This is a genomic window from Nocardia sp. NPDC060220, from assembly GCF_042727815.1.
Lineage (GTDB): Bacteria > Actinomycetota > Actinomycetes > Mycobacteriales > Mycobacteriaceae > Nocardia.
In genome coordinates, this window is record NZ_JBHWZY010000052.1 from 1 (window position 1) to 15,586 (window position 15,586).

Sequence of the window (15,586 nt, forward strand, 5' to 3'; positions counted from 1 at the left end):
GGGAACCGGCCGTGATGGGTCTGCGCGTCGGCGGCCGAGTACAGGTTCGGGTTGGTCTCGAAGTCGATGTGGGAGCGAGTGCCACCGTGCGACTGATAGAAGTTGACGCCCAGGTCTTCGATGCTGCCCGTGGACAGCACGTTGAGCGTGCCCTCCATGTCACCGAAGCTCAGGTGGTTGTCGAACAGCATGATGTTGACCCACGGGCCGAAGAACTCCGTGGAGACCATGCCCTCGCCCGCCGAATCACGGCGGATGTCCTCGTGGCGGTAGCGCTGGTGGCGCAGGGCGCCGGAGACCTCGGTGGTCACCGAGCGCAGCAACTGCGCGACCGTGGTGTCGTGGCCCACGCGCAGGCGCAACGGGACGATGTTCGAGGTCACACCGCCCGAGCGGCGCATCACCGCGGTGGTCCGAGCGGTGACCGGGAGGCTGAGGATGACGTCGGAGGTGCCGGTGATCTGGGCCAGGTACGCCGCGAAACCGGCGATCAGCAGCGGTGCGGCGGTGCTGTCGTGCCGGGCGATCGCCGCGGTGAGCAGCTCGTCCTGGGCGGTGCTCAGCGCCGCGCTGGTGACGTCGTTGACCGGCGAGGGTGGGGCCGAGCGGCCGGTGAGGCTGCTGCCCTCCTCCAGGCCCGCTACCCGCTGGGCCCAATGCTCTTTGTCGGACTGGAAGCGGGTGCTGTCGCGGTAGACGAGCTCGGACTCGTAAAGCGCACGCAGATCGGTGGCTTTGTTCGGCGGGGCCGGAGTGCCGGTGACCTCGGCGGTATAGAGCTGTGCCGTGCGGTTGACGAAGTTGTTGGCGCCGAAACCGTCGAGCACGATGTGGTGGACGCGGGCATACCAGTACCAGCGGTCATCGCTGAGCTGCAGCGCGGCGGCCTGGACGAGGCGGTCGTTGACGATGTCGAGCGGGCGGCTGTACTCGGCCCGCATCCACGCGGCGGCGGCCGCTTCGGGGTCGGCCTCGCCACGCAGATCGACATAGATCAGCGTCGCGTCCTGAGTGGGGTCGATGGTCTGCATCGGCTCACCGTCGACCTCGACGATGCGCAGCCAGCCCGATTCGAGGTCGGTGGCCGCGTCGGCGCTCGCGCGCTCGAGCACGGCGACATCGAGGCGTCCACGCAGGTCGACGTACTGGGCGATGTTGATCGGCACCTGTGGGTCGACGTGCTGCGCGTACCAGATACCCAGCTGTGCGGGCGAAAGCGGGAAGTACTCCGAGGAGCCTCCACGTCCGTCACCAGTTTCGCCGTTTCCGCCGAAATCCAGCCGGTCCAACCCAAACCTCGCTTCCGGAACACCCGGTCAGGCGCTCCCCGACGACACCGGAACGCGAGCGCCCACCTGAATAAGCGTGGCGCCCGCGTCTCGGGTTCAGTTCTCGAATCAATCAGGCAAAAATGTCCATTGGCACTATCTGTCACCCAGGCTGGTCTCGTTACACGGCCGAGACCATGCACCTGACCGTCCGGCCGCCAGCGCCGGTCTACTCGTCGCAAACCATCGCACCAATCTACCGGTGCGCTCGCCCCGCAACCAACCACCTCCATAGCCGCCGAGCATCGGCCCAGGTAAAGCCTGCGACCCACGTTTGCTGACGCTTGTCTGCGTTCTCACATCCCCGCTGGATGACCTGTGCACCGCGGCAACTGAGTGATGGATCACACCGATTGGTCTGCTGTGCTGGAGTGGGTGTTACCGGGCCCTGGCCGGGTCGTAGAGGTGCGACTGGGCGCAGTCGATAGACGTGGCCAGCGCGCGGCCGACCAGGATCACCGCGGCTTGACGCAGCCCGGCCGCCGCCACCTGATCGGCGATGTCGGACAGGGTGCCGCGCAGGACGAGCTGTTCGGGTTGGCTGGCGCGATAGACGACGGCGACGGGGCAGTCAGTGCCGTACTCGGCGACCAGCTCCTGCGCGAGCACGCTGATCCGGGTGATCGCGAGATGCAGGACGAGCGTGGCACCGGTGGCGGCGAAGTTCGCCAGGGCCTCGCCGTGCGGCATCGCGGTGGAGCGCGCCTGGGTCCGGGTGAGGACTACCGACTGGACGACCTCGGGGACGGTCAGTTCGGTGCCGAGGGCCGCCGCCGCGGCCGCGTAGGCGGGAACGCCGGGGGTGATGTCCCACGCCACGTTGCGGGCGTCGAGTCTGCGGGTCTGCTCGGTGAGGGCCGAATAGAGCGAGGGATCGCCCGAACACAGCCGGGCCACGTCCTTGCCCGCCTCGGTGGCGCGCACGAGGTGGTCGATGATCTGGTCCAGGTTCAGGTGCTGGGTGTCGATCAGTTCGGCGCCGGGCGCGCAGTGGGCGAGGACCTCGGGGTCGAGGTAGGTGCCCGCGTAGAGGCAGACGGGGCTGTCGCGCAGCAGGTTGACGGCTCGCACCGTGAGCAGGTCGGCGGCGCCGGGGCCTGCCCCGATGAAGTGCACAGTCATAGTCGGGAGTCTAGGAGTGCCCCCGGCGCGGGGAGACAAGTAGGTTCTGTGTCGGACGGCAGGTGTCGGCGACGAGGAGACGGGGGTCCGCGATGCGGGTTTCGAGTAGGTCCGGTGGGGTGCGCGGCGCAGGCGCTTGCGCGGTCGTGGTCGTGGCCGCCACGCTGGCGACCGGATGCTCGGGTGAGAAGGTCGCCGGTCAGGCGACCGCCACCGCGGACAGCTTCGCCCCGTCCTCGGACAATCGTGACCCCTCGCTACAGATTCGCGGCGTCGTCGTCACCGAGATCGCGCCCGGGCAGCAGCACGTGCGGCCGAACCAGCGAGTCGCCTACCCGTCGATCCCCCCGGTGGGCGGACCGCACGACGCCCAGTGGGCGGCCTGCACCGGCGTCGTCTATTCGAAGGCCCTGCGCACCGAGAACGCGGTCCACTCGCTCGAACACGGCGCGGTGTGGATCGCCTACGACCCCGCGAAGGTGAGCGCGCAGGATCAGGCGGCACTGAGCGCCAGGGTCACCGACCGCCAGTACACCCTCATGTCGCCCATCCCCGACATGAACCACCCGATCTCACTGCAGTCGTGGGGCCACCAGCTCACCGTCGACTCCGCCACCGACGAACGCATCGACCAGTTCGTCGTCGCCCTCCGCGAAAACCCGTACACCACCCCGGAAGTCGGCGCGACCTGCTCGTCTCCCCTGTTCGACCGCACCGATCCCCCGCCGTACGACCCCACCCCGCCCGGCCCCGACGCGGTCCCGATGACCGGCAGCCGCTAGCCCGTCATATCGAACTGCGCGATGATCTTCGTCGGCCGCACCCGCACCACGAGTTCGCCCGCGACCCCGTTGCGCTGGCCGAATTCCTCCGCCTTGTCCGGACCCATGTACCGGGCCGCGATGGCGGTAGCGGTCCGCACGAGCTCATCGAGATCTTCGGACAGGGTGACCGTCCCCTGCACCTCGACCAGCGCGTACGGCGGCTCCTCGAGGTCGACGCACACCGCGACCCGCGGATCACGCGCGAAAGCCCGCCCCTTGGCCGTGTTCTTACCCGTATTGAAAACCAGCTCGTCACCTTCGACGACGAACCACACCGGCGTCACCAGCGGACGCCCGTCCGCCGCCGCGAACGCCACCTTGCCCGTTCGCGTTCCATGGGAAAGAAATTCGCGCACCTTGGGATCAGACAGAGAGGCCATACGCCCAGGGTAAGCGCAGCGGCGGCGGGGGCGCCGAAGGTGAATCAGCATGTCGACAGTTAGATCGCGCCGCTTTCGCGGGCCGTGGCGACGGCGGAGGTGCGGGACTTCACGCCGAGCTTGGCGTAGATGTGGACGAGGTGGGACTTCACGGTGGTTTCGCTGAGGAACAGTTGTTTGGCGATGTCGCGGTTGGACAGGCCTGCGGCTACCAGGCGCAGGACTTCTACTTCGCGGGGGCTGAGGGTGGTGTCGGCTCGGCGGACTCGGGTCATCAGGCGGGAGGCGACGGTTGGGGAGAGGACGCTTTCGCCTGCCGAGGCGGCGCGGACCGCGGTCAGGAGTTCGGTGGGTGGGGTGTCTTTGAGGAGGTAGCCGACGGCACCCGCTTCGATGGCGCCGAGGATGTCGGCGTCGGTGTCGTAGTTGGTGACGACGAGGACGTTCGGCGGGGTGGGCAGGGCGCGCAGGTCGGCGGTGGCGGAGGCGCCGGAGCGACCGTCGCCGAAACGCAGGTCCATCAAGACCAGGTCGACGGGGGTGGCGGCGCAAAAGGTTACTGCCGCATCGGCATTCGCGACATCGCCGACGACGGTGATGTCGGCGGCGGAGTCGAGGAGCGCGCGCAGGCCCGCACGGACGATGGCGTGATCGTCGGCGAGGAGAAGGCGGATCATGAGGCCGCGCCGAGCGGGAAGGTCACCGACACGGCGGTGTGACCCGGTTCGGATTCGACAGTCATCGCACCGCCTTGTTGCTCGACGCGGCTGCGCATGGCGGCGAGGCCGAACGCGCCGGATCGGCGGTGGCGCAACATATCCGGCTCGATGCCGATGCCGTCGTCGACGATGTCCAAGTGCGCGTCGGTGTCGTCGTAGGTGAGGGTGACCCGCATGCGCTCAGCCTGCGCGTGCTGCACCACATTGGCTACCGCGCTCTGCGCGATCCGCACCAGCGCCGCCTCGACCGGCATCGGCAGTCGCTCCGGCTCACCCTCGACGAGCAGCTGCGTGGTCAGTGTCGGCGACTGCGCGCGCAGACAAATGCGTTCCAGCGCTTCGGCCAGTGATTGCCCGTCCAGCGCGGCGGGGGACAATTCGTCGATGAGCCTTCGGGTTTCGGCCAGGTCTTCGGCGGCGGTCTCGCGCGCGAGCCGAATACGGTCCAGCGCAGGATGATCCGGTGCGGCCTGCTCAGCGCTGTGCAGGAGCAGTTGGATGCTGCTCAGGCCCTGGGCGACGGTGTCGTGGATCTCCTTCGCCAAGCGTTCGCGCTCGGCGAGCTTGCCCGCTGTCCGTTCCTGTTCCGCGAGAATCGCCCTGGTGCCGATCAATTCGTCGATCAGCCGCTCCCGCTCGACCGCCTCACGACGCAGGGCCTGATAGCCGAGCCCGATCCCGATCGCCACCAGCGCGCCGAGAACAGGCCCCACCACCGCACCCGCGGACCAACCACGATGCGCCGCGAACCCGATCACACCGACCGCCGTCGCCGACACCACCGCGACCAGATTCCACGGCCGTGGCAGCAGGTGCAGGTAGACGAAGAACAGCCCGAACGCCAGGTAGACCGCATCAGCGGTGAGCGTGAGCAAGACCAGCCACAACACGGTCAGAGCCGCCAGCCACACCCACACCGCAGCATCGGGATACGCATGCGAACGTGAGCGCGGGAACTCGGTCCCCGCGAAATACACCAGCAACCACACCACCGTCAGCGCGACCACCGCGATACCGTGACCGCCGCCGCCGGGCAGCAACGCGCGCACCGCGACCACCACCGCCAGCACCGTCACCAGCACATGCAGGCCGAAGCGCAGGGTGGTGACCACCGGGGTCAGGGGGGACGAGTGCACGTCGACCAGCTTATGTGCGGCAACCACGCGGGCATCCATCGAAAGATGTAAACGCCGCCAGACCTTGGATGGACGGCGATTCGTGCGCCGGTGCGATGGCGTCGACGGACGAGAACGACAGAGTGGAGTCATGTTCGTCGCACTCCGAGATCTGCGGGCCGCCCGTGGCCGCTTCCTGCTCATCACCACCGTCGTGTTCTTGGTGGCGGTGCTGGTGAGCTTCCTCAGTGGCCTCACCGCTGGGCTGGCGCACCAGAACATCTCCGCTGTCCAGGGCATCGACGCCGACCGGGTCGTTTTCGCCGAAACCGGGGCCGACCCGTCGTTCGACTCCTCGGTGCTCACCGAGCAGCAGATCGCGCAGTGGGAATCGGCGGACGCGACCCCGATCGGCATCTCGCGCACCAGGGCCGAGCACGCGGGTGCGAGTCCGACGCAGGTCGCGTTGTTCGGCGGCGACCCATCGGCATTCAGCAATCGCCCTGCTACCGCTCCCGGCGCCGTGGTGCTGAGTTCGGCGGCGGCTCGCGAGCTGTCGGCAGGCACCGGCGACGTCGTGCTGCTGGCAGGGCACGAGTTCACCGTCGCCGACGTCGCCGGCGACGAGTGGTACAGCCACACCCCCGTGATCTGGACGAGCCTGCAGGACTGGCAAGCGGCCAGCCCGCGCGCCGGTGCCGCGACCGTGCTCGCGGTGACCGGCGAGGCCCCCGGCGGCCTCGACGCCGAAGCAGGCACGCACTCGCTGCCCGCGAAGGACGCCGTCCAGGCGATCGGCTCCTACCAGGCCGAGAACAGCTCACTCACCCTGATGACCGTGCTGCTGTTCGCCATCTCGGCCCTGGTGATCGGCGCCTTCTTCACGGTCTGGACCGTGCAGCGCCAACCCGATATCGCCACCTTGAAGGCGCTCGGCGCGACCACCGGCTCCCTGGTCCGTGATGCCCTCGCCCAGGCCGCGATCGTCCTGACCGCGGGCGTCACGGCGGGCCTGGCGATCACCGCCCTCGCCTCACTGTTCCTGGGCGAGGCGATGCCTTTCGTGCTCAGCCCCGCGACAACCTTGGTCCCCGCGCTGGCCCTGATCGTCCTCGGCCTGGTCGGCGCCGCTGTCGCCCTGCGCTTCCTGTTCACCACCGACCCACTGACCGCGCTCGGCGCGACCCGCTGACGATCCCATGACGACCGTCGCCCGCACCGATGCCGTAGTCGCGCTGCCGATCCACCGCACTGCGCGACCGAACGAAGGATCCACTGTGGCACTCACTCTCACCGACGTGACCCTCACCTACCCCGACGGCACCGACCGTCTCACCGCCCTCGACCGGGTGAATCTGCACGTGCCCGGCGGCACGATCGCCGCGGTGACCGGCGCGTCCGGTTCAGGAAAGTCGAGCCTGCTCGCCGTCGCCGCGACCCTGATCCGACCCGATTCGGGCACGGTCGTGCTCGACACCGAGTCCGGCACCACAGATCTCGCCACGCTGAGCCGACGAGCCGCGGCGACCGCCCGCCGGAAGTCGATGGGCATCGTCTTCCAGCAGCCGAACCTCATCCCCTCGCTGACCGCGATCGAGCAACTGGAAGTCACCGCCCACCTCGGCGGCCCGAAACGCGCATCACGCCACGCAACCAGTACCCGCGCGAGAGAACTTCTCGACGCGGTCGGCCTGACCGACCACGCCCACAAACGCCCCGCCCAGCTCTCCGGCGGCCAGCGCCAGCGCGTCAACATCGCCCGCGCCCTGATGAACGACCCGGCCCTGCTCGTCGTCGACGAACCGACCAGCGCCCTCGACTCCGAACGCGGCGCCGCCATCATCGACCTCATCACCACCATCGCCCGCGACCACCACGCGGCCACCATCCTCGTCACCCACGACCCCACCCACCTCCACCGCATGGACGCCGTCTACCGCATGACCGACGGCACGCTGATGACGCTGGAGGTGCCGAGCGAGGTCAGCTGACGGTTCCCGGTGGCGCGATCCACTGGGTGGACTGACCGGTTGCTTTGGCGACTATCTCGAAATCATGGTCGTAATGCAGAATCGTGATGCGATTCGCCTCCGCGGTGGCCGCGATCACCAGATCCGCGGCACCGGCACTGCGATGCTGACCCTGTTCGGTGAGCAACTGCTGAACCTCGTGTGTCCGCGTCCACACACCATCGGGCGTGGGTGCCCAGCCGAACAGTTCACCGAGCAGCTTCTTCTTTCGCAATCGATCGGCGAGTGACGTTGCGCCGTAGAGGAGTTCAAGCTCCACGACATCGCACACCGCGACCGCACCCGCCGTCACTGTCTCCTGCCACGCCTGTTTGACAGCCTGATTCGCGATGAATCTGACGGCGGCGGAGGTATCGATCAAATAGCTGATCACGCTCGGTAGTTGGACTTGTCGAGCAGCACGTCGAAGTCGCCCTGCTCCGCCATCTCGGCAAGGCTGTTCAACGCCCGCACACGCTTGAGCCGCTTGGCGACCTCGGCGAGAGCCGCGTTGACGGTTTCCTTCTTCGTCGATGTTCCGAGAAGTTGCTGCGCCTCCGCGAGCGCTTCGTCATCCACGTCGATCAGTAGCTTGGACATTGCCCCACCTGACATTGATGTTATATACGACCTATATAGATCATATATCAAGGTAACTGCCCCGGCGCACAATCGCGCCTGCGGCAGTACGCGAGGCAGACTGGGTCGATGAACGATCCGAGGCATCTCGTCGTGGTGGATGCGGCCAATGTGATCGGGTCGCGCGCCAACGGATGGTGGAAGGACAGGGCGGGTGCTGCTCGGCGATTTCTCGCCGACGTGGCGGACCTGACTACCCGGCTTCCTGACAACACCGAAGTCGCGGTCGTCCTCGAAGGGGCGGCCAAGGCCGCTGCCGACGGTGCCGCGCCCGCCGCGCCGCGGATGGAGGTGGTCCTCGCCGAGCGCTCGGGCGACGACAAGATCGTGGACGTGGTCGCCGGGGCCGACTCCTACGAACGGATCACGGTCGTCACCGCCGACCGCGATCTCCGCACCCGTGTCGAAGCCAACGGCGCCGAATCCGTCGGCCCCGGCTGGCTCTGGAACCAGCTCGACCGACCCGGCGCCGAAGCGAACTAGCCGGCCGTCAACGCCGCCAGGGCCATCTGCCGCAGCACCGGCCGGGCCCTCGACGCACTCGCCGCGGAGGCGCTGTGCGGGGTCGAGTTGATCAGGCCGAAGGCGGCGTGGGCTTGGATGCGGGCGGTTTCCTCGGGGAGCCCGGGGGTCAGTTCGCGCAGGACACCAACCCAGATCTCGACGTACTGGCGCTGGGTGCGACGCAGGACACGGCGGTCGTTGGCGGGGACATTGTCGAGGTCGCGGTCCTGGATGCGGATGAGCTCGGGGTTGCCGAAGGCGAAGTCGAGGTGGAAGTCGACCAGCGCGGTCAGCGCCGCAACGGCCGACGGCGATTCGTCGACGACGGCGCGACCGCCCGAGAGCAGGCGCTCACTGATGCCGACCAGGAGTTCGACCAGCAGTGCCTCTTTGTTCGCGAAGTGCCGGTAGACGGCGGGGCCGCTGATGCCGACCGCCGCGCCGAGGTCGTCGAGCCGCACGCCGAAGAAGCCGCGGTCGGCGATGAGCCGGGCGCCCGCGGCCAGCAACTGCTCGCGCCGCTGGGCCTTGAGCTGCTCGCGGCGGGTCGCCTGGACAGGCTCGGTAGTCGACATCGTGGCCGCCCCCTCTGGACAACTTGGTTAGTCAAGATTAACCTGAATTTCAGTTATTAGCGATTAACCGAATGGGAAGAGTGGCGTGATGACGGTTACGCACGAGACCGAAGACGGCACCGTGGCCGCGACGAGCAACCGGGACGCGCACGGCGCCCTGGTCGCGGATCTGCGGCAGCGGCTGGCCACGGCCGCCCTCGGTGGTCCGCAGAAGTCCCGCGAACGGCACGTGGCCAGGGGCAAGCTGCTCCCCCGCGAGCGCGTCGACCAATTGCTCGACCCCGGTAGTCCGTTCCTCGAACTGTCCCCGCTGGCGGCCAACGGCATCTACGGCGACGAGTGCCCCGGCGCGGGCGTGATCGCCGGCATCGGCCGCATCGCGGGCCGCGAGTGCCTGATCCTGGCCAACGACGCGACGGTCAAGGGCGGCACCTACTACCCGATCTCGGTGAAGAAGCACCTGCGCGCGCAGGAGGTGGCCGCGCAGAACAACCTGCCGTGCGTGTACCTCGTGGACTCCGGCGGCGCCTTCCTGCCGCACCAGGACGAGGTGTTCCCCGACCGCGAGCACTTCGGCCGCATCTTCTTCAACCAGGCGAACATGAGCGCCAAGGGCATCGCCCAGATCGCGGCGGTGATGGGTTCGTGCACCGCCGGTGGCGCGTATGTGCCCGCGATGGCCGACGAGGCCGTGATCGTGCGCGACCAGGGCACCATCTTCCTGGGCGGCCCGCCCCTGGTGAAGGCGGCGACCGGCGAGATCGTCACCGCCGAGGACCTCGGCGGCGGCCTGCTGCACTCACGCACCTCCGGGGTCACCGATCACCTGGCCGACGACGACCGCGACGCACTGCGGATCGTCCGCAATATCGTCGCCACGCTGGGCCCGCGCCCCGAAGCACCGTGGGAGGTCCTGCCGAGTACCCCGCCCGCCAAAGCGGAGGACGAGCTCTACGACGTGGTCCCTGTCGACCCGCGCACGCCCTACGACGTGCACGAGGTGATCGACCGGATCATCGACGGCGAGAGCGGCTTCCAGGAGTTCAAGGCCGAATACGGCAAGACCCTGATCACCGGGTTCGCCCGCATTCACGGCCATCCGGTGGGCATCGTCGCCAATAACGGCGTGCTGTTCGCCGAGTCCGCCATGAAGGGCGCGCATTTCATCGAGCTGTGCGACAAGCGCAAGATCCCACTGTTGTTCCTGCAGAACATCACCGGCTTCATGGTCGGCCGTGACTACGAAGCGGGCGGCATCGCCAAGCACGGCGCGAAGATGGTCACCGCGGTCGCGTGCGCGCGGGTGCCGAAGCTCACGGTCGTGATCGGCGGTTCCTACGGCGCGGGCAACTACTCCATGTGCGGGCGCGCGTATTCGCCACGCTTCCTGTGGATGTGGCCCAACGCGCGCATCTCGGTGATGGGTGGCGAACAGGCCGCGTCGGTGCTGTCGACGGTGCGCGGTGATCAGCTCGACAGCGCGGGCAAGCCGTGGTCCGAGGCGGATCAGGAGGCGTTCAAGGCCCCGATCCGCGAACAGTACGAGACCCAGGGCAACCCCTACTACGCGACCGCGCGCCTCTGGGACGACGGCGTGATCGCGCCGACCGATACCAGAACCGTGCTCGGTCTTGCCCTTTCGGTGTGCGCGCAAGCGCCGCTCGAACCCGTTTCCTACGGCGTCTTCCGGATGTGAGCGACATGCTGAACAAGAACCATCTCGTCGAATTCGACACCGTCCTGGTCGCCAACCGCGGCGAGATCGCGGTGCGTGTGATCAAGACCCTGCGCGACATGGGCATTCGCTCGGTCGCGGTGTACAGCGACGCCGATGCCGACGCACGCCACGTGCGTGAGGCCGATGTCGCGGTGCGGCTCGGACCGGCGCCGGCGCGCGAGAGCTACCTGTCGATCGAGAAGGTCGTCGATGCCGCCGTACGTTCGGGCGCGCAGGCGGTACACCCGGGTTATGGCTTCCTGTCGGAGAATTCGGCCTTCGCGGCGGCACTGGCCGATGCGGGCATCGTGTTCCTCGGCCCGCCGGCCAAGGCCATCGAGGTGATGGGCGACAAGATCACCGCGAAGAAAACGGTGACGGCGTTCGGGGTTCCGGTGGTGCCCGGCATCGCCGAACCCGGCCTGACCGATGACCAATTGATCGCCGCCGCAACGGACATCGGTTACCCGGTGCTGGTGAAGCCGTCGGCAGGCGGTGGCGGCAAGGGCATGCGCCGGGTCACCGACCCCGCCGATCTGCCCGCCGCGCTGGTGAGTGCCCGGCGCGAAGCCGCTGCCGCGTTCGGCAACGACACCCTGTTCCTGGAGCGGTTCGTCAACCGGCCCCGCCACATCGAGGTGCAGATCCTGGCCGACAAGTTCGGCAATGTAGTGCACCTGGGTGAGCGCGAATGCAGCTTGCAGCGCAGGCATCAGAAGGTGATCGAGGAGGCTCCCTCACCGCTGCTGGACGCGCAGACCAGGGCCCGGATCGGCACCGCCGCCTGCAATACCGCCCGCAGCGTGGACTACGTGGGCGCGGGCACCGTGGAGTTCATCGTCTCGGCCGACCAGCCCGACGAGTTCTTCTTCATGGAGATGAACACCCGTCTGCAGGTGGAGCATCCGGTGACCGAGATGGTCACCGGTGTCGACCTGGTGGAATGCCAGGTGCGGGTCGCCGCGGGCCAGAAACTGGCGCGCACCCAGGACGAGATCCACCTCGTCGGGCACGCGATCGAAGCACGGGTCTACGCGGAGGACCCGGGTCGCGGGTTCCTGCCGACCGGCGGTGCCGTGCTCGCGCTGTCGGAGCCGGAAGGCGCCGGCGTGCGGGTGGATTCGGGGCTCTCGGTGGGCACCGTGGTCGGTAGCGACTACGACCCGATGCTGTCGAAGGTGATCGCGCGCGGCAATACTCGCGCCGACGCGCTCGCCGCGCTGGATCGCGCGTTGGAACAGACCGTGTTGCTGGGCGTGACAAGCAATATCGAATTCTTGCGTTTCCTGCTCGCCGACGACGATGTACAGGCCGGCCGTCTCGACACCGCACTGCTGGATCGCCGCGTCGCCGACTTCGTACCCGCCGAGGTGACCGACGACGAATTCATCGCCGCCGCGACACATCACTGGTTGCGACGCTGGCCCGCCACCGGCGGCGACCCCTGGTCGACCCCGTCGGGATGGCGCCTCGGCGAACCCGCCCCGACATCGATCAGACTGTCCGCGGGCGACCAGGCGCGCCACGTGTTCATCACCGGCACACCGGCTTCGGCGACCGTGTGGCTCGACGAGCCGGAGTCCGGCGAACCGGCGAGTCACCCCGAACCGCGCACGCTCACCGCCACCGTCTCGGCCGACGGTCTCGCGTCGACGCTCGACGGGCTGCGACGCACCTACCGCATCGCCGAGGCCGACGGCCAGCTGTGGGTGAGCCACGACGGCGGGCTCGCCGTGCTGCGCGAGGTCGCCGAGGCGAGCGTGCGTGGCGACGCCGCCCACGTCGGTGACGCCGAAATCCGGAGTCCCATGCCGGGTTCGGTGATCGCCACGCCGGTCGAGAACGGCGCGACCGTCGCCGTCGGCGATCCGGTGATCGTGATCGAGGCCATGAAGATGGAGCACGCGCTCACCGCGCCGGTGGCAGGCACGGTGGAGGTGCTCGCCCTCCCCGGCGCCCAGGTGAAACTGGACCAGGTGCTGGTGCGCGTCATCGCCCACCCCGCAGAAACCGTCGTCGCGGCAGTCGCGACAGAACCCGCCGTCGCCGAGACCGCCGCGGCACCGACCGAGCCCGAAGGAACCCCCGCATGACCGACTACCTGTCCACCGGTTCGCTGCCGGAGGAATACCGCCAGCTCGCCCTCACCGTGCGCGATTTCGCCAACCAGGTCGTCGCACCGGTGTCGGCGAAACACGATGCCGAACACAGCTTTCCGTACGAGGTGGTGGCGGGCATGGCCGAGATGGGCCTGTTCGGCCTGCCGTTCCCCGAGGAGTTCGGCGGCATGGGCGGCGACTACTTCGCTCTGTGCCTGGCGCTCGAGGAACTCGGCAAGATCGACCAGAGCGTGGCCATCACCCTCGAGGCGGGGGTGTCGCTGGGCGCCATGCCGATCTACCGCTTCGGCAACGACAAGCAGCGCACCGAATGGCTGCCCCAGCTCACCAGCGGGCAGGCACTGGCCGGCTTCGGACTCACCGAACCCGACGCGGGCAGCGACGCGGGCGGCACCAGGACCACCGCCGTGCAGGACGGCGAGAGCTGGGTGATCAACGGCAGCAAGCAGTTCATCACCAACTCCGGCACCGACATCACCCGCCTGGTGACCGTCACCGCGGTCACCGGACAGGCAGGCGGCAAGAAGGAGATCTCCACCATCCTGGTGCCGACCTCCACCCCGGGTTTCGTGGCCGAGCCCGCCTACAACAAGGTCGGCTGGAACGCCTCCGACACCCACCCGCTGAGCTTCACCGATGTGCGGGTGCCGCAGGAGAACCTGCTCGGCGAGCGCGGTCGCGGCTACGCCAACTTCCTGCGCATCCTCGACGAGGGCCGCATCGCCATCGCCGCGCTGGCCGTCGGCGCCGCGCAGGGCTGTGTGGACGAGAGCGTGCGCTACGCGGGTGAACGCCAGGCCTTCGGACAGGCGATCGGCCGCAATCAGGCCATCGCGTTCAAGATCGCCCGGATGGAGGCGCGGGCCCACGTCGCGCGTACCGCCTACTACGACGCCGCCGCGCTGATGCTGGCGGGCAAGCCGTTCAAGAAGGCCGCCTCGATCGCGAAGATGGTCGCCAGCGAGGCCGCGATGGACAACGCCCGCGACGCCACCCAGATCTTCGGCGGCAACGGCTTCATGAACGAATACCCGGTGTCGAGGCACTACCGTGACAGCAAGATCCTGGAAATCGGCGAGGGCACCACGGAGGTACAGCTGATGCTGATCGCAAGGGAGCTGGGTCTGTGAGCGAAGGTAGGCGGGTGGTCCAGCGCGGGCTGTGGTTCGAGGAGTTCGAGATCGGCACGATCTACGAGCACCGGCCCGGCCGCACCATCACCGAGGCCGACAATGTCCTGTTCACCACGCTGACCATGAACACGCAGGCCCTGCACCTGGACGCGGCCTTCGCCGACGCGCAGCCGCCGTTCAACCAGCGCCTGGTGAATTCGATGTTCACGCTGTCGACCCTGGTCGGGCTCTCCGTCGCCCAGCTCACCCAGGGCACGCTGGTCGGCAATCTCGGTTTCTCCGAGATGACCACGCCCGCACCGCTGTTCCACGGCGACACCATGTACGCGGAAACGCTGGTCACCGACAAGCGCGAATCCAAGAGCCGTCCCGGCGAGGGCATCGTCAGCCTGGCCCACACCGCACGCAACCAGCACGGCGTGATCGTGGCGACCGCGATACGCAAGACACTGGTCCGCAAGGCGCCGCAGGCATGAGCGGCCACCCGCCGAAAGGACGCAGTATGAGCTGGCAGCCGAGTGGTCCCGCGTGGCTGTTCTGCCCGGCCGATCGCCCCGAACGCTTCGCCAAGGCCGCCGCGATGGCCGATGTGGTGATCCTCGATCTCGAGGACGGTGTCGCGGCGGGTGACAAGACCGCGGCCAGGCAGGCGCTCATCGACACCCCGCTCGACCCGCAGCACACCGTGATTCGGGTCAACGCGGCCGGCACCGACGACTACGCGGCCGATCTGGCCGCGCTCGCGCAGACCGCCTACCGCCGGGTCATGCTGCCCAAATGCGAGTCGGCCGACCAGGTTCGCAGCCTCGACGGCTACGAAGTGATCGTGCTGGTCGAATCGCCGCTCGGCGCGGTGCGGATCACCGAGTCGGTGCAGGCAGACAATGCCATCGGCGTGATGTGGGGTGCCGAGGATCTGGTCGCCGGACTCGGTGGCAACTCGAGCAGGCACGCCGACGGCAGCTACCGCGATGTCGCCCGTCAGGTGCGTTCATCGACGCTGCTGGCGGCCAAGGCCTTCGGGCGCTTCGCGTTGGACTCGGTGTACCTCGACATCAAGGATCTCGACGGCCTCGCCGCGGAGACGAGCGATGCGGTCGCCGTCGGATTCGACGCCAAGGTCGCCATCCACCCGAGTCAGGTCGCCGTGATCCGCGATGGCTACGCACCCGACCCCGCCGAGCTCGACTGGGCGCATCGAGTGCTGGCGGAGGTGCCCAACCATCGCGGCGTCTTCGCGTTCGAGGGCCGTATGGTCGACGCACCGGTGCTCCGGCATGCCGAACAGATCGTCCGGCGCGCAGGCGTGCCCAGCTGATCATCGGGTAATCCACCCCCCGATACACGAAGTAGTCCAGTTCGAGGAGGACATCGGAGTGCAACCGCAATGGGTACCGAGCG

General features: G+C 68.3%; 17 protein-coding genes. 9 read left to right on the forward strand and 8 right to left on the reverse strand.

Annotated elements, in window-relative coordinates; genetic code table 11:
* The coding region (locus ACFWF3_RS04465; protein ID WP_379312413.1) for a condensation domain-containing protein at positions 1–1,289 on the reverse strand (1,289 nt) is incomplete at its 3' end.
* A gap of 417 nt (positions 1,290–1,706) precedes the next feature.
* Positions 1,707–2,450: a precorrin-4 C(11)-methyltransferase gene (cobM, locus tag ACFWF3_RS04470; protein WP_378990847.1), complete on the reverse strand. Its 744-nt coding sequence runs from the start codon at positions 2,448–2,450 to the stop codon at positions 1,707–1,709.
* 92 nt (positions 2,451–2,542) lie between these two features.
* On the opposite strand from cobM, the gene ACFWF3_RS04475 reads away from it, so the two are divergent.
* The gene (locus ACFWF3_RS04475; RefSeq protein WP_379312414.1) at positions 2,543–3,232 is read left to right on the forward strand and encodes a DUF3105 domain-containing protein; all 690 of its coding nucleotides are present in this window, start codon (positions 2,543–2,545) and stop codon (positions 3,230–3,232) included.
* On the opposite strand, the gene ACFWF3_RS04480 is transcribed toward ACFWF3_RS04475, so the two are convergent.
* From ACFWF3_RS04480 to ACFWF3_RS04490, 3 genes are read right to left on the reverse strand one after another with little or no spacing between them, the layout of a single operon-like run.
* Positions 3,229–3,654, reverse strand: coding sequence for a PPOX class F420-dependent oxidoreductase (locus ACFWF3_RS04480; protein ID WP_379312415.1), 426 nt, complete (start codon positions 3,652–3,654; stop codon positions 3,229–3,231). The two genes, ACFWF3_RS04475 and ACFWF3_RS04480, sit on opposite strands and share 4 nt — an antisense overlap.
* Positions 3,655–3,713: 59 nt before the next feature.
* Positions 3,714–4,331, reverse strand: a complete 618-nt coding sequence (locus ACFWF3_RS04485) for a LuxR C-terminal-related transcriptional regulator (RefSeq protein ID WP_379312416.1) — start codon at positions 4,329–4,331, stop codon at positions 3,714–3,716.
* On the reverse strand, positions 4,328–5,509 hold the full coding sequence (locus ACFWF3_RS04490; RefSeq protein ID WP_379312423.1) for a sensor histidine kinase: 1,182 nt from the start codon (positions 5,507–5,509) through the stop codon (positions 4,328–4,330). Before ACFWF3_RS04490 ends, ACFWF3_RS04485 begins: the two co-directional genes overlap by 4 nt.
* A gap of 130 nt (positions 5,510–5,639) precedes the next feature.
* On the opposite strand from ACFWF3_RS04490, the gene ACFWF3_RS04495 reads away from it, so the two are divergent.
* Positions 5,640–6,680 (forward strand): ABC transporter permease, encoded by a 1,041-nt coding sequence (locus ACFWF3_RS04495; RefSeq protein WP_378990853.1) that lies wholly within the window; start codon positions 5,640–5,642, stop codon positions 6,678–6,680.
* 7 nt (positions 6,681–6,687) lie between these two features.
* On the forward strand, positions 6,688–7,479 hold the full coding sequence (locus tag ACFWF3_RS04500) for an ABC transporter ATP-binding protein (RefSeq protein ID WP_379312417.1): 792 nt from the start codon (positions 6,688–6,690) through the stop codon (positions 7,477–7,479).
* Here the strand turns inward: ACFWF3_RS04500 and ACFWF3_RS04505 are convergent.
* Positions 7,472–7,891, reverse strand: a complete 420-nt coding sequence (locus ACFWF3_RS04505) for a PIN domain nuclease (protein ID WP_379312418.1) — start codon at positions 7,889–7,891, stop codon at positions 7,472–7,474. The two genes, ACFWF3_RS04500 and ACFWF3_RS04505, sit on opposite strands and share 8 nt — an antisense overlap.
* Positions 7,888–8,097 (reverse strand): type II toxin-antitoxin system VapB family antitoxin, encoded by a 210-nt coding sequence (locus ACFWF3_RS04510; protein ID WP_101468427.1) that lies wholly within the window; start codon positions 8,095–8,097, stop codon positions 7,888–7,890. The genes ACFWF3_RS04505 and ACFWF3_RS04510 overlap by 4 nt, the downstream gene beginning before the upstream one ends.
* 108 nt (positions 8,098–8,205) lie before the next feature.
* On the opposite strand from ACFWF3_RS04510, the gene ACFWF3_RS04515 reads away from it, so the two are divergent.
* Positions 8,206–8,619: an NYN domain-containing protein gene (locus ACFWF3_RS04515; protein WP_379312419.1), complete on the forward strand. Its 414-nt coding sequence runs from the start codon at positions 8,206–8,208 to the stop codon at positions 8,617–8,619.
* Here ACFWF3_RS04515 and ACFWF3_RS04520 read toward each other — a convergent pair.
* Positions 8,616–9,215 (reverse strand): TetR/AcrR family transcriptional regulator, encoded by a 600-nt coding sequence (locus tag ACFWF3_RS04520; protein WP_378990855.1) that lies wholly within the window; start codon positions 9,213–9,215, stop codon positions 8,616–8,618. The genes ACFWF3_RS04515 and ACFWF3_RS04520 overlap by 4 nt on opposite strands.
* 88 nt (positions 9,216–9,303) lie before the next feature.
* On the opposite strand from ACFWF3_RS04520, the gene ACFWF3_RS04525 reads away from it, so the two are divergent.
* The 5 genes from ACFWF3_RS04525 to ACFWF3_RS04545 are packed head-to-tail and all read left to right on the forward strand — an operon-like array spanning position 9,304 to position 15,503.
* Entirely contained in the window at positions 9,304–10,911 is a 1,608-nt protein-coding gene (locus ACFWF3_RS04525) for a carboxyl transferase domain-containing protein (RefSeq protein WP_379312420.1), read from the forward strand.
* 5 nt (positions 10,912–10,916) lie between these two features.
* Complete coding sequence (locus tag ACFWF3_RS04530) at positions 10,917–13,025, forward strand: biotin carboxylase N-terminal domain-containing protein (protein WP_379312421.1); 2,109 nt, start codon at positions 10,917–10,919, stop codon at positions 13,023–13,025.
* Positions 13,022–14,182, forward strand: a complete 1,161-nt coding sequence (locus ACFWF3_RS04535; RefSeq protein WP_266293533.1) for an acyl-CoA dehydrogenase family protein — start codon at positions 13,022–13,024, stop codon at positions 14,180–14,182. The genes ACFWF3_RS04530 and ACFWF3_RS04535 overlap by 4 nt, the downstream gene beginning before the upstream one ends.
* On the forward strand, positions 14,179–14,661 hold the full coding sequence (locus ACFWF3_RS04540) for a MaoC family dehydratase (protein ID WP_378990861.1): 483 nt from the start codon (positions 14,179–14,181) through the stop codon (positions 14,659–14,661). The genes ACFWF3_RS04535 and ACFWF3_RS04540 overlap by 4 nt, the downstream gene beginning before the upstream one ends.
* A 26-nt stretch (positions 14,662–14,687) precedes the next feature.
* Entirely contained in the window at positions 14,688–15,503 is an 816-nt protein-coding gene (locus ACFWF3_RS04545) for an HpcH/HpaI aldolase/citrate lyase family protein (RefSeq protein ID WP_379312422.1), read from the forward strand.
* The last annotated feature ends 83 nt before the right edge of the window (positions 15,504–15,586 follow it).